Below are 14,088 nucleotides of genomic sequence, written 5' to 3' on the forward strand. Positions count from 1 at the left end.
GCACGAGATCGACATGCACGACATCACCATCACCGTCAATGGCGAGCGGCACCGCGCCCGCGTCTCGTCGCGCCGGACCCTGGTCGACTTCCTGCGTCACGATATGCAGTTGTATGGAACCCATGCCGGCTGCGAGCAGGGCGGCTGTGGTGCCTGCACCGTGCAGGTCGACGGCCGGGCGATCAAGTCCTGCCTGATGCTGGCGGTTCAGGCCGACGGCCACGAGGTGCGGACGGTCGAAGATCTGGCCGGGCACGGACCCCTGCACCCGGTGCAGGAAGCCTTCCGCGACGCGCACGGCCTGCAATGCGGCTTCTGCACGCCGGGCTTTCTGATGGTCGCCGAGGCGCTGGGCCGTCAGGGCAGGGTGCTGTCCGGCGAGGCGCTGCGCAAGGAGCTTGCCGGCAACCTCTGCCGCTGCACCGGCTATGTGAATATCGTCGCGGCCGTTGAACGTTACCTGAAGACGGTGGCCGACAGTGCCGCGGCGGAGGCGGAATGATGGTGAAGGACAGCCTGATCGGCCGGAGCGTGCCGCGCAAGGAAGACGAGCGCCTGCTGCGCGGCGCCGGCCGCTTCGTGGATGATTGCGACGATCCGCGCATGGGCCATGTCGCGATCCTGCGCAACCCGTTCCCCCATACCCGCATCCTTCGGATCGACGCCAGTGCCGCCCTGGCCATGCCGGGTGTCTTCGCGGTGCTGACCGGCGAGGAGGTGGTGCGGCGCACCGACCCGATCACCGTGCTCCGCCCCCTGCCGGGTCTGCGCAAGCACGATTATTTTGCCATGGCCCACCGGATCGCCCGCTTCGAGGGCGAGCCGATCGCGGCCGTGCTGGCCGCCGACCGCTATCTGGCCGAGGATGCGCTGGAGGTGATCGAGGTCGATTTCGACCCGCTGCCCCATGTGGTCGATGCCGAGAGCGCGGTGGCGCCCGGCGCGCCGGTGCTCCACGAGCATCTGGGCAGCAACGTGCTGGTCGACAACACCACCAGCGGTGGCGATGTCGAGGCGGCACAGGCCGGGGCCGTGGCCACGGCCGCCGACCGCTTCACATTGGGCCGGGTGCTGGGGCTGGCCATGGAGACGCGCGGCGTGGTCGCCCGCTACGACATCGGCTCGCATGCGCTCGACATCGTCTCGTCCAATCAGTCGCCGCATATCACCTGCACCCAGCTCGCGACCGCGCTGCGCATGCCGGAAGGTCAGATCCGCTATCGGGCCGGGGCGATCGGTGGCAGCTTCGGCAACAAGCTGGGTCTTTATCCCGAAGACATCATCTGCGCTCTGTTCGCGATCGATACCGGCCGGCCGGTGAAGTGGATCGAGGATCGGCTGGAGCATTTCCGGTCCTGCGTCCACGGCCGCGAAGCGGTGCACCGGATCAGCCTGTCGGCCGCGGCCGACGGCACGCTGCTGGCGCTCGACGACGACTATATGATCGACATCGGCGCCTATAACGGCCCCTGGGGGCCCAGCGTCCTGGTCCATGTCACCCTGCCGGGGCCTTACAACATCCACAATTTCCGCGCCCGGCGGCGGGTGGTCGCCACCAACAAGGTGCCGATGGGTGCCTATCGCGGCTATGGCCCGCCTGAGTCGAATTTTGTCCGCGAGGTGCTGATCGACCGGCTGGCGCGGCAGTTGTCGCTCGATCCGGCGGCGATGCGGCGGGCGAATTTCGTCGGGCCGGAGCAGATGCCCTATACCTCGGCCTCCGGTGCCATCTATGACAGCGGCAACTATGCCGCCTGCTTCGATCTGGCGATCGCGGCGATCGGCTATCACGACATGCGCGAACGCCAGAAGGCGGCGCGGGCCGAGGGCAGGCTGGTCGGCATCGGCCTGTCCTGCTATGTCGAGCATTCCGGCTATGGCGCGGCCTATGTGCCGCGCAATTCCGGGCGGCGCTTCGGCAGCTACGAGGCGGTGACGGTGCGGCTCGATGCCTCGGGGCAGGCGACCGTGTCGACCGGCATCCCGAATTTCGGCCAGAGCGTCGAGACCGCCTATGCGCAGATCTGCGCCGAGGCGCTGGGTCTCGCGACCGCGCAGGTACTGGTGGTGGCGGGCGACACGCTGGGCACGCCGCAGAGCGTCGGCGCCATGGGCAGCCGCGGCACGCTTGCCGGCGGCGGTGCCATCGTCACGGCGGCTGGAACCATCCGGGCCAAGATCCTGCGTCTGGCGGCCCATGAATTCCAGGTCGATGCCGGCACGCTCGACATCGTCGACGGTGTCGTGGTGTCGACGACCGATCCGGAGCTGCGCATGACGGTGGCCGAGATCGCCGAATGGGCGATGCTGGGCCAGGCGCTGCCGCAGGGCGAGGAACCCGGGCTGGAGGCCACCTCCTATTGGCCGCAGCCGGCGCCATCCTTCGGTTTCGGCACGGTCGCCACAGTGGTCGAGGTCGACCGGCGCAGTGGCGAATTCAAGCTGGAGCGGTTCCTGATCGCCCATGACTGCGGCACCATGCTGAACCCGACGCTGGTCGAGGGGCAGGTGGCCGGCGGCATCGTGCAGGGGCTTGGCGCCACCCTGATGGAAGAGATCGTCTATGACCGCGACAGCGGCCAGATGATCAATGGCAGCATGGCCGACTACATGGTCCCGACCGCCGCCGATCTGCCGCGTTTCGAGATGGCGCATATGGAAACGCCGTCGCCCTTCAGCCCCTTCGGTATCAAGGGCGTGGGCGAGAGCGGGGTGATCGGTGCCGCGGCCGCGGTCGCCAACGCCATCGCCGATGCCTTGCAGCCCTATGGCATCGAGATCGACCACATTCCGATCAAACCGGAAACCATCTGGCGCGCCCTGGCCGAGGCTGAAGCCGCCGCCGCCGAGTGATCCGCCGCCCGCCGCAGGCCCCGGCCGCGGCGGGATGCATCAGGAGTCATCATGGAAATCCGCGAATCCTTCGTCGTCCCCACCCCGGTCGACACGCTCTGGCGCTTTTTCGAGGACGTCGAGAGCGTCAGCACCTGCGTGCCCGGCCTGCAATCGCTGACCATCCTCGGGCCCGACGAATACAAGGTCGTGGTCAAGCAGAAGGTCGGCTATTTCTCGGCCACCTTCGAGATCACGACCAGGCGCGAGGAGGCCGAACCCGGCCGCTATATGCAGTTCTCGTCGGTCGGCCGCACGGTGCGCGGCGCCATGGGCAATCTCCGCTCGAAGGACCGGGTCGAATTCGAGGTGCTGGACGATGGCGGCACCCGCGTGCACGTGCTCTGCCATCCGGCGCTGGGCGGTGTGCTGGGGGCCGTCGGCCACAAGGTGATCCTGTCCAAATCGCGCGAGATGACCGAACAGTTCGCCGCGGCACTCTGCGAACGTCTGGGCGGCACCGCCGGCGGCGGCGACGGCGGCGAGACGGGTGCCCTCGGCAATGACGCGACCTGACCGCGAGGCCGGCCAGGGCGCGCGGGCACCGGAGATGCGGGGAGAGGGCGCGAGACGATGGTGAGATTTCTGATCAGCCGGCTGGTCTGGGCGGTGCCGGTGGTGCTGGTGATCCTGGTGTTCAACTTCGTGCTGACGCGTCTGGCGCCGGGCGATCCGATCACCGCGATCGTCGGCGAATATCCGGCGCCCGAGGCCTACATCGCGCAACTGCGCGAGGCGCTGGGCCTGGACCAGCCGATCTGGGTGCAGCTCTGGCTCTATCTGGGCAACGTGTTTCAGGGCGATCTGGGTTATTCCTTCGCCAACCGCCAGCCGGTGCTGGACCTGATCATGGTTCGGGCCGGCAACACGCTGGCGCTGATGGTGCCCGGGTTGATCCTGGCCTCCGTCCTGGGGGTGGTGCTGGGCCGGCTGTCGCTGCTGGCGCAGGGCAGGTTCCTCGACAATCTGCTGACCGGCATCTCGCTGTTCGGCTATTCGGTGCCGGTGTTCTGGTTCGGCCAGATCCTGATCATCCTGTTCGCCGTGGAACTACAGGTGCTGCCGGCACAGGGGATGCGGTCGCTGCGCCCCGACGGCCCGGTCTGGCTCGACTATCTCGCCCATTGGGCGCTGCCTGGCTTCGTGGTCACGATCTTCTACGCGGCGATCGTCGCCCGGGTGGCGCGCGCCAGCCTGAAGGATGCCGCCACCGGCGATTATGTGCTGACGGCGCTGGCCAAGAGCGGCAGCGACCGGCGGGTGTTCTGGCGCCATGTGCTGCCCAACGGGCTGATCCCGATCATCAGCGTCATCGGCTATAATTTCGGCCTCGCGCTGACCGGCGCCATCCTGGTCGAGTCGGTCTTTGCCTGGCCCGGGCTCGGCAGCCTGTTCATGCAGTCGATCATCACCCGCGACTATGCAACCTTGCAGGGCATCTTCATCCTTGCCGGCGCGTCGGTCGTGTTTGCCAACATCATCACAGATGCCCTCTATGGCGTCGTCGATCCGAGGGTGCGTCATGGCAGCCATGGCCGGTAATCGTGCGCTTGCGCGCCTTGGCGGCTCCAGTGCCGCCTGGGCCAGCGCCGGCTTCATCCTGATCCTGCTGGTGGCCGCGATCTTCGGCCCCCTGCTCTATGGCAGCGCCAACCCCGACACCATCTCGATGGATGTGCTGGCGCCGCCGTCGTCCGAAGCATGGCTCGGCACCGACGAGCTTGGCCGCGATGTCTTTCAGTACATCGTCTATGGCACGCAGGTCTCGCTGCATGTGGGTTTCTCGGCCGCCTTCGCCGCTACCCTGGTCGGCGTTCTGGTCGGCGCGCTGGCGGGATATCTGGGCGGCCGGGTCGACATGGCGATCATGCGGGTGACCGAGATCTTCCAGTCGATGCCCAATTTCGTGCTGGCGGCGCTGATCGTGGCCCTGATGGGGCCGGGCGAGAGCCGGGTGATCTTCGTGATCGCGGCCCTGTCGTGGCCGCAGACCGCGCGGTTGATGCGCGGCGAGGTGATGCGGGTCAAGCAGTTGGAATTCGTCAAGGCCGCCCGCTGCCTGGGCAAGAGCGAGAGCCGGATCCTGTTTTCCGAGGTGGTGCCCAACTGCCTGGCACCGGTGATCGCGATCGGCACGCTGACCATCGCGCAGGCCATCCTGCTTGAAGCCTCGCTCAGCTTCTTCGGCCTCACCAACCCCGACACCATCAGCTGGGGGCGCATCCTGACATCGGGGCAGCGCTTCATCTTCCAGGCATGGTGGCTGTCGCTCTTTCCCGGCCTCGCGATCTTTCTGACCGTGCTCGCCTTCAACATCCTGGGCGATGCGCTGCGCCAGGCCTTCGATCCGAAATCCTGACGGGAGACGGCATCATGACCGCAACCATGCCGGTACCGGCCACCGCGTCGCCCGCCTTGCTCGACGTCCGCGACCTCACCGTCGTCTACGAACTGTCCGCCCGCACGGTCCATGCGGTCACCGGTGCCTTCCTCGACGTCCGGCCGGGCGAGGGCGTCGGCATCGTCGGCGAAAGCGGATCGGGCAAGTCGACCTTCGTGCGGGCGCTGATGGCACTGCTGCCCGGCGGCAATGCCCGGGTGGTGTCGGGCCGGCTCAGCATCGGCGGCAAGGACTATGCGATGGCCGATGGCGCGCGCATGCGGCGCCTGCGCGGACGCACCATGGCGATGGTGTTTCAGGATCCGCTCAGCTACCTGAACCCGCTGATGACCATCCGCACCCAGATCGTCGAGGCGATCCGCCTCAACGATCCGGGGGCCGCGATGGACAAACGGGTGCGCGAGCTGCTCGACCTCGTCCGGCTGCCGCATCGGGTTCTGGCCTCGTATCCGCACGAGCTTTCGGGCGGCATGCGCCAGCGGGTTCTGATGGCGATCGCGCTGGGCTGCCGGCCCAGGCTGCTGATCGCCGACGAGCCGACCACGGCACTGGATGTCACCACCCAGGCCGAAATCCTGGCCCTGTTGAAAGACATCATGCGCGAACTCGACATGTCGCTGGTGCTGATCAGCCACGATCTCGGCGTGGTGTCGAGCCTGTGCGAGCGGGTGTTCGTGATGTATGGCGGCCGCACCATCGAATCCGGTCCGCGGGACGCGATCCTGTCGCGGCCCGGCCATCCCTATACCCGGGCGCTGGTCGATGCCGCCCGATCGGTGCGGGGGCCGGACGGCCGGTTCGTCACCCTGACGGGCGATGCGCCAAAGCTTCAGGACGGGGCGGAGGCCTGCCCGTTCATCACCCGATGCACGTCGGCGATGCCGGCCTGTGCCGCGGCGGTGCCCGAGCTGTTCGTCGTGGCCGATACCGGCGGACATGTGGCGCGCTGCCTGCTGCACAGCCCAGCCGCACACTGATCCCGTCCCGGGCCCGGCCTCGGCCGGGCCACCGACACAGCATGGGAGACAGGACGATGCCGAACGACCCTATGCCGGTCCTTCAACTCGAACAGGTCCGGCGGACCTTCATCCAGCGCGACGGCAGCCGTGTCGACGCCGTCCGCCCCACCGACCTGGTGGTGGCTGAGGGCGAGGTGGTCGCCCTGGTCGGCGAGAGCGGGTCGGGCAAGAGCACGCTTGCGAACATCGCGCTCGCACTTGAAACGCCCGATTCAGGCCGGGTGCTGCTCGATGGCCACGATCTGAGCCGGCTGTCGCCGCGCGATCTCCGGCGCAGCCGCACCGCCATGCAGCCGGTGTTTCAGGATTCGACCGCCGCGTTCAACCCGCGCCGCACCGTGTTCCAGATCCTGCACGAGGCGCTGGAATGCCGCCGGGGCAAGGTCGAAGCCCCGCGTGAGATGGCGGCCGACATTCTTGAACGGGTGGGTCTGCATCCCGGCGCCAGCTTCCTCGACCGCTATCATCACGAACTGTCGGGCGGGCAGCGCCAGCGGCTGGGCATCGCCCGTGCCATCGCCGCCAAGCCTCGGGTGATGATCGCCGACGAGCCGCTGTCGGGGGCCGACGTCTCGATCCGCGGCCAGATCCTGAACCTGCTGCTCGACCTGCAACGCGCCGAGCGGCTGTCGATCCTGTTCATCACCCATGACATCTCGATCGCCGAGGTGTTTGCCGACCGGGTGGTGGTGATGTATCGCGGCGAGGTGGTGGAAGAAGGGCCCGCCGGCGCCGTGCTTTCGGCGCCGGCCCATCCCTATACACGGCTGCTGAAGGCGGCGGTGCCGTCGATGGATGCCGGCGACGTCGCCATCCGCGACCTGCTGGTCTCGCGGCCGGCCGGCCATGGCTGCACGTTCAACGCCCGTTGCGCCGTCGCCATGGAGCGCTGCGCCACCGAGGTGCCGGATTACGGCCCGCGCCGCCATGGCCGGCGTTACAAGTGCTTCCGTGCGGCCGACAGCGCATCGGGCGACGATCCCGATCTCCGGCCGGCCACGGTGGCCCATGCGCCGGCACTCGGTATGGCCTGAGCCCTTGGCCGGCCCGCCGCCGCTCCGTCGTCGTCGACGCCCATCCACCCCGGCCCGCGCCATGCGGACCGGGGTTGCGTCGTCTCGTCACGGTACTCCCCGGCGCCTGTGGCGCGCGGCCATGAAAAATCCCGGCAGCCCCATGCGGGATCTGCCGGGGCAGCGGTGGGGCCATCCGCCCGGTGGCGGGCGGATGGCCCGCGGGTCAGCGCGGCACGGCGCGGCGCGGCTCGCTCTCCAGCGGCAGGAAGCCGGCGGTCGATGTCCGGTCGATGACGCGGCCGTCCTTGATCACCGCCTTCAGCCGCTCGGGCTGTTGCAGAACGGTGATGTCGGCCAGCGGGTCGGCGTCCCAGATGATCACATCGGCCAGCATGCCCTGGGCGACCACCCCCACCTGGCCGTCCAGGCCGATGACCTTGGCATTGCGGCTGGTATAGGCGGTCAGCACCTCCATCGGGCTCATGCCGATCTCGCGGACCAGGATCTCGCCTTCGCGGCCATGATGGCGGCCATGGTGGAAGGCGGCGGCGTTGCCGGAATCGGTGCCGACCAGAATTTCGATGCCGCGGGCGCGGGCGCGCCGGATGGCCTCGAAATTGGTGTCGAGCTGCGCCTTCACCCGGTCGCGCATCTTCGGATCGAAGCCTTCGGCCACCGACAGTCCGGTGATGATCTGGCACTGGGTGAAGACCGGCATGATCGGAACCCCGCATTCCGCCACCGTGTCCAGATCCTCGTCGGTGGCGAGGTCGGCGTGGAAGATCCAGTCGACGCCGGCCAGGGCCGCATCGCGGGTCGATCCCGAGCCGCGGGCATGGATCGAGACCTTGCGGCCGCGACGATGTGCCTCGTCGACCACGGCCGCGATCTCGTTGCGGGCAACCGTCTGGGTGTCGCCCCAATAGCTGTCGGCGATCTTGATCATGTCGACGCCGCGGCGGCATTGCAGGCGGGTCTCGCGGATATAGTCGTCGGCGGTGTTGCACAGCACGCCGACGGCGTCGTCGCTGCCCTTGCCGGTCAGCGGGTTCGAGGTGTCGAAGATCCCGCCATAGGGGGTCAGCGCCCGGCCGGCGCAGAAGACCCGCGGGCCTTCGATCAGCCCGCCATTGATCGCCTCGCGCACGGTTGCGTCGACGTACCACTTGCCGCCGGGCACCGAAATGCCGGTGACGCCGGCATGCAGCACATTGGCCACGATCCGGGCGGTCCACAGCGTGGCATATTCCGGCGTGCTGGTGAACGGCACCCCCGGAATGAAGCCCTGATGCGAGGAGAGGTGAACATGGCCGTCGATCAGCCCTGGCATGATCCAGCCGCCGGCGGCATCGATCACCCGGTCGCCCGGTGCCGGGTCGAGCGGTGCCTGCGGCGCGTCGCCCGCGGTCACGACTTCCGTGATCCGGTTGCCCTCGATCACGATCCGCGCCGACGCCACCGGGTCCGCCCCGGTGCCGTCGATCAACGTGCCGTTCCTGATGATGAGGCGTCCGCCTCCCGTGCTGGTCATGGTTTTGTCATCCTGATGGTGCTGCGGTCGTGGTTGTCGCGGTGCGTGCTCAGGCCGAAATTGATGCCGGGCACGAAGCCTGCGATCTTGAACGGGTGGCGTGGGTTTGAACGGGCGACGTGGAGCCGGCATCCGGCCCTTGCCGCCGGATGGCCCCGTGCCGGTCCCGTCGGAGGTTGGCCGATCAGAGGTGCGCCGGGCCGGTCTCGGGCCAGGCATCCCGCGCGGCATTGTGCGCCGCAAAGGAATATCATATAAATTCAAACGCAAAATCGAATATAGAGCAAGCTGAATGTCAACGGGGGAGACGGAGCCGATGGCGACCATCACACCTCTGCACGCCGCAGAGGATTCGCGCACGCTGGGATCGCGGGTCTATGACCTGCTGCGCGACGATATCATTTCGGGCGAGCTGGCGCCGGGGCAGAAGCTGACCCTGGACGCGCTGAAGCTGCGCTATTCGGTGGGCATCACGCCGCTGCGCGAGGCGCTCTACCGGCTGTCGACCTCGCTGCTGGTGCTGGCCGAGGATCAGCGCGGCTTCCGGGTGGCGCCGGTCTCGCCCGAACACAAGGCCGAGATCGTGGCCGCGCGCCAGCATATCGAGGTCCTCGTGCTCCGCGATGCGCTGGAACACGGCGACGTCGCCTGGGAAAGCCGTATCGTATCGGCGTTCCACCAGTTCAAGAACACGCCGATGTACGACGAAACGACCGGGGCCATCACCCGCGCCTGGGAAATCGCGCATCGCAATTTCCACAGCGCCATTTCGTCGGCGGCCAAATCCACCATTCTGCTGCACTTCCAGGCGATGCTCTGGGACCACGCCGCCCGCTATCGCAACCTGCGCAAACCCACGGCCATTCAGCCGACACTGCATGACGAGCATGAGGGTCTGGTGGCGGCGATTCTGGATCGCGATGTCGAATTCGCCTGCCTTCTCATGCGCCGGCATGTGATGGGCACGGGCGAGCCCGCCACCGTGCCGCTCAGGCGGCTGGGCGGGGCGGTGCCGGCGGAATGATGTCAAATCTTCGAAGATATTTGACATCATCGAAATTATGACCGATCCTTGGTGCTGAGCCAATCAGCCAAGGGAACGAGGCATGCCATATCTTGAGCGCGGGGTCTTTCTGCGGTTCGACCCCACGGTGCCGCCGGTGCCGGTGATGGTCGACGTGTCACGCAGCGGACGGGAATATCCGGCGGAATTCCGGTCGGCTGTCCCGTTCACGGTGCTGCACGATAACGTGTCGATGTATGTCGACGATCTGTGGGGCGAAGCGCCGGAGATGGGCGCGACGATGCTGTATGCGATGTTCCCGAGCTTCTGGGTGGATGCGAACCGCAATGAACTCGACATCGATCCTGACCTGATTGACGGCGAGTGGCCGGTGCCGCTCAACCCGACCGTGTCGAAGCGGGGGTTGGGTCTTTTGAAGTCGAAGTCCCGCTATGGTGAGCCGGTGCATGAGCGCAAGCTGACCGTGGCCGAGGTCATGGAGCGGCTTGAGAAGTACCATCGGCCATATTATCGGGAACTGGGCCAGAACATCGACCGGCTGAAGCAGGCCTATGGATTCGTCTATCACCTGAGCTGCCATTGCATGTCGGCCGTCGGCGCCCCGACCCATCCGGATGCCGGCCAGGAGCGTGCCGATTTCTGCGTCGGCAATCTGAACGGCCAGACGTCGTCGGATGCCTTCATCAATTTCGTCGCCGAGACGATCCGGGCGCGCGGCTACAGCTGCACCATCAACACCCCCTATACCGGCGGTGAACTGAATGGCCGTTTCGGCGCCCCGGCCGATGGCGTCGAGAGCATCATGGTCGAGATCAACAAGAAGCTGTTCATGGACACGAAGACCTTCCGCAAGACCGAAGGCTTCGACCGCGTGAAGGCCGATGTGTCGGCGATCCTGAAGATCGTCGCCGACGAGGCGCGCGCCCGGGTCGCCGCCGGCTCCCGCGCGGCCTGACACCGGCCACCGACGTCCCCCATCACCGTCCGCCGCGCCGGCCGGCGCCTCCGGTTCACACCTCCCGGCCGGTCGTCTCCCCCCCGGCCGGCATGCGCGGGCAGTGTCTTGAGGGCAACTTTCCGGTCCTCCTCCACCGGGGCCCCCGCATCCATACTCCCCAACCTGCTCCCCGGATGCGGGGGTCGTCTTTTTCAGTCATGTCCGGCACGCCGGATCCCGCCGAGGTCCAGATCATCATGACCGCGATCACCGAACGTGACGTGCCCTTCGAAGGCACCACCATCCATCTTTACGAAGGTGGCGAGGGGTTCCCCATCTGCCTGTTCCACGGATCGGGCACAGGTGCGGCAACGCTGTCGAACTTCCGGGCGATCCTGGGGCCGCTGGCCTCGACCTTCCGGGTGATCGCGGCCGACCTTGTCGGTTATGGGCAGTCGGGCCTGAAGCCGGCCGAGCCCTATTTCGACATGGCGATGTGGAGCCGGCAGGTGGCGCATGTGATCGGGCTTGCCGATGCACCGCGCGTCGGCCTGATCGGTCATTCGCTGTCGGGCGCCCTGGTGCTCAAGGCGGCGGCAATATGCCCGGCCGTGGCCGGTGTCGTCACCACCGGCACCATGGGTGTGGCGGCGCCACGCCGTCATGGCAGCCGGGGCTGGGTTTTTCCTGAAACGCAGGATCAGTTGCTTGCCCAGGTGCGCAACACCGTCACCGACCCGTCGCTGATCGACGCCGCCGAACTCGACCGGCGGCGCGCGGTGCTCGACCGGCCCGGATACCGCGACTATTTCACCCGCATGTTCGACGGCCAGCAGGAGAGCTTCATCGGCGCCTCGGCGGTGACGGCCGGGGAACTGGCCGCGATCCGCTGCCCGGCGATCCTGTTTCACGGCAATGACGACCGGTCCTTCGCGCCGGAGGCCACCTCGATACCGCTTGCCCGCGGGATCGCCGATGCCGATGTCGTTCTGCTCGCGAACTGCGCGCACAGCGTGGCGCTGGAGCGGCCGGAGCGGTTCCTCGACATCGTCACACCATTCTTCCGGCGGTGCGCCACCGCCGCCTGAGGCGTCTCAACCGGCCGAAAGCGTGCCCTTTGCCTGGCCAGGAGTGGTGGATGAAGCGCGGTCTGCCCGAAGGCGCGTTGCCCGCAGGCCGGGCCTCGGCCTTCTCACCACTCAGACACCGGCTGTTCCGGACCATCTGGCTGGCACTGCTCGCCTCCAATCTCGGCATCTGGATCCAGACCGTCGCCGCCGGATGGCTGATGACGACACTGGTCTCCGCGGCCGACATGGTGGCTCTGGTCCAGTCCGCGACCGCTCTGCCGGGGCTGCTGTTCTCGCTGCCCGGCGGCCTGATGGCCGATTGGTGGGACCGCCGCAAGGCCCTGCTGGTCAGTCAGGCGCTGTTGTTCGCTGGCGCCGCGCTGCTTGCCCTGCTCGATGGCACCGGCGGCATGACGCCCTGGCTGCTGCTGTCCCTGATCTTCGTGACCGGCGCCGGTGCCGCGCTGCGCCTGCCGGCCTATCAGGCGGTGCTGGGCGATATGGTGCCGCCGCGCGACGTGCCCCAGGCCGTGGCGCTGGGGGCTGTCGCCTATAATCTTGCCCGTGCCGCCGGCCCGGCGCTGGGCGGTGTCATCGTCGCCAGTTGTGGCGTGTTCACGGCCTTTGTCGTCGGTGCGGTGCTCAATGTGGTTCTGTGCGTGGTTCTGCTCGCCTGGCGACCGGAACGGCCGGTGTCGGATCTGCCGCGTGAGCCCTTCGGCCGCGCTCTTGCCGGCGGCTTCCATTATCTGCGTCAGACCCGGCCGGTTCTTGCAACCATGGCGCACTGCGCGGCATTTACAACTTTCGCGAGTGCACTCTGGGCGCTGCTGCCGCTGGTCGCGCGTGACGATGCGCCGGATGCGCCATCGCGTTACGGCGTGCTGCTGGCCTGCATGGGCGCGGGGGCCACACTCGGGGCGATCGGTTTCCCGCGCCTGCGCGACCGTCTGTCCGGACCACCGCTGATCGCCGTGGGGCTGGTCGCTTTCGCGGCCGGCACGGTGCTGCCGGCGGTGAGCCCGTCGCTCTGGCTGCAGGTGCCGGGATTGGTGCTGGCCGGCGCTGCCTGGATGACGACGCTGACCAGCTTCAACGTGATGGTGCAGTTCTCGTCGGCCAGTTGGGTCCGCGCCCGCATGCTGGCGCTCTATTACATCTCGATGCATGCCGGCATCGCCTTCGGAAGCTGGGTCTCCGGCGTTGTCGCCGACAGGGCCGGGCTGGAGACGGCCCTGCTCGCGGCGGCCCTGGCGCTGCTGGCGTCGCTCGGCCTGTTCCCCCTGTTCAGGCTGCCGCGCCACAGCGCCGACGACCTGGCCCCGATCGACGATCTGCCGCCGGCCGACCTGGCCCCCGGTGTCGAGCCCGGCCGGGACCCTATCGTGGTTCAGGTGACATATCGGGTGGTCGCCGAGGATGGGGCCGGCTTCCGCCGTGCCATGGACGGCATCCGCCGCATCCGCGCCCGCGACGGCGCGCGCCGCTGGACGCTTGCCCAGAATGCCGGGCGGCCGGAATGCTGGGTCGAATCCTTCGAGGTCGGCACCTGGGTCGAGGATCAGCGCCGCCGGCGCCGGATGACGATGTCCGACCGCGAGACCTTCCTGGCCGCCCGCCGCTTTCATCGGGGCGCCGACAAACCCCGGGTCGGCCGCTGGATCATACGCGGCCCCAGGTGAGGCCCTGAACATGCAAAGACCCCATACCTGACGGGCAGGTATGGGGCCTCGGAAGGCAGCCATCGCGGCGACAGGTCACCGCGATGGCTTATTCCGGCAGGGCGTCATCCGCGAGATGCGGGTGTCAGCCCAGAACCTTCAGGCTGTCGGCCGACATCTTGCCGCTCTTGCGGTCGGATACCAGCTCGTAGCTCACCTTCTGGCCTTCGCGGAGGTCGCTGAGGCCCGAGCGCTCGACAGCGCTGATATGGACGAAGGCATCATTTCCGCCACCATCGGGCGCAATGAAACCAAAGCCCTTCTGGGCGTTAAACCACTTCACGGTTCCCGTCGCCATGGGAATCCCTTTCACATCGATTTATGTATCCGCGTCGCCACGGATCGTCGAAATCATATCTCGGATCAGAAAATTTTCGGCCTTGGACGAATTTTCTTCAGAGAGAGGCCAAGTCATCTGGCCATGGATCGACTTCCGACACTGTGGCCCGGTCGCGCCGGAAAGACAAGGATGAAGAC

Annotated in this window: 13 protein-coding genes; 11 read left to right on the top strand and 2 right to left on the bottom strand. The window is 67.5% G+C overall.

Translation table 11 applies throughout. The features are described 5' to 3' along the window. The first annotated feature begins 13 nt into the window (after positions 1–13). From WG924_RS11600 to WG924_RS11630, 7 genes are read left to right on the top strand one after another with little or no spacing between them, the layout of a single operon-like run. Complete coding sequence (locus WG924_RS11600; protein WP_345933250.1) at positions 14–502, top strand: (2Fe-2S)-binding protein; 489 nt, start codon at positions 14–16, stop codon at positions 500–502. After that, positions 499–2,853 (top strand): xanthine dehydrogenase family protein molybdopterin-binding subunit, encoded by a 2,355-nt coding sequence (locus WG924_RS11605; RefSeq protein ID WP_345933186.1) that lies wholly within the window; start codon positions 499–501, stop codon positions 2,851–2,853. Before WG924_RS11600 ends, WG924_RS11605 begins: the two co-directional genes overlap by 4 nt. A 51-nt stretch (positions 2,854–2,904) precedes the next feature. Next, a complete protein-coding gene (locus WG924_RS11610) occupies positions 2,905–3,408 on the top strand; it encodes an SRPBCC family protein (RefSeq protein WP_345933187.1) in 504 nt (167 codons plus the stop codon). Positions 3,409–3,465: 57 nt separating this feature from the next. Continuing rightward, the gene (locus tag WG924_RS11615; protein WP_345933188.1) at positions 3,466–4,434 is read left to right on the top strand and encodes an ABC transporter permease; all 969 of its coding nucleotides are present in this window, start codon (positions 3,466–3,468) and stop codon (positions 4,432–4,434) included. Then, on the top strand, positions 4,415–5,251 hold the full coding sequence (locus WG924_RS11620) for an ABC transporter permease (protein ID WP_345933189.1): 837 nt from the start codon (positions 4,415–4,417) through the stop codon (positions 5,249–5,251). The genes WG924_RS11615 and WG924_RS11620 overlap by 20 nt, the downstream gene beginning before the upstream one ends. 14 nt (positions 5,252–5,265) lie before the next feature. Next, complete coding sequence (locus WG924_RS11625; protein WP_345933190.1) at positions 5,266–6,270, top strand: ABC transporter ATP-binding protein; 1,005 nt, start codon at positions 5,266–5,268, stop codon at positions 6,268–6,270. A gap of 56 nt (positions 6,271–6,326) precedes the next feature. After that, positions 6,327–7,346 carry an ABC transporter ATP-binding protein gene (locus WG924_RS11630; RefSeq protein WP_345933191.1) on the top strand — a complete coding sequence of 340 codons (1,020 nt, stop codon included), beginning with the start codon at positions 6,327–6,329 and terminating at the stop codon, positions 7,344–7,346. 205 nt (positions 7,347–7,551) lie between these two features. Here WG924_RS11630 and WG924_RS11635 read toward each other — a convergent pair whose 3' ends face one another. Continuing rightward, a complete protein-coding gene (locus WG924_RS11635) occupies positions 7,552–8,859 on the bottom strand; it encodes an amidohydrolase family protein (protein WP_345933192.1) in 1,308 nt (435 codons plus the stop codon). Positions 8,860–9,175: 316 nt separating this feature from the next. Here WG924_RS11635 and WG924_RS11640 point away from each other — a divergent pair, with 316 nt between their 5' ends. The 4 genes from WG924_RS11640 (at position 9,176) to WG924_RS11655 (ending at position 13,572) form a co-directional block, all read left to right on the top strand. Next, complete coding sequence (locus tag WG924_RS11640) at positions 9,176–9,883, top strand: GntR family transcriptional regulator (RefSeq protein WP_345933193.1); 708 nt, start codon at positions 9,176–9,178, stop codon at positions 9,881–9,883. A gap of 82 nt (positions 9,884–9,965) precedes the next feature. Then, positions 9,966–10,838, top strand: coding sequence for an N-formylglutamate amidohydrolase (locus tag WG924_RS11645; protein WP_345933194.1), 873 nt, complete (start codon positions 9,966–9,968; stop codon positions 10,836–10,838). A gap of 239 nt (positions 10,839–11,077) precedes the next feature. After that, positions 11,078–11,908 (top strand): alpha/beta fold hydrolase, encoded by an 831-nt coding sequence (locus tag WG924_RS11650; protein ID WP_345933195.1) that lies wholly within the window; start codon positions 11,078–11,080, stop codon positions 11,906–11,908. Between the two features lie 50 nt (positions 11,909–11,958). Continuing rightward, the gene (locus WG924_RS11655) at positions 11,959–13,572 is read left to right on the top strand and encodes an MFS transporter (RefSeq protein ID WP_345933196.1); all 1,614 of its coding nucleotides are present in this window, start codon (positions 11,959–11,961) and stop codon (positions 13,570–13,572) included. 124 nt (positions 13,573–13,696) lie between these two features. On the opposite strand, the gene WG924_RS11660 is transcribed toward WG924_RS11655, so the two are convergent. After that, positions 13,697–13,909 (bottom strand): cold-shock protein, encoded by a 213-nt coding sequence (locus tag WG924_RS11660; protein WP_188574779.1) that lies wholly within the window; start codon positions 13,907–13,909, stop codon positions 13,697–13,699. Positions 13,910–14,088: the final 179 nt, after the last annotated feature.

This window comes from Tistrella arctica (assembly GCF_039630945.1).
Lineage (GTDB): Bacteria > Pseudomonadota > Alphaproteobacteria > Tistrellales > Tistrellaceae > Tistrella > Tistrella bauzanensis.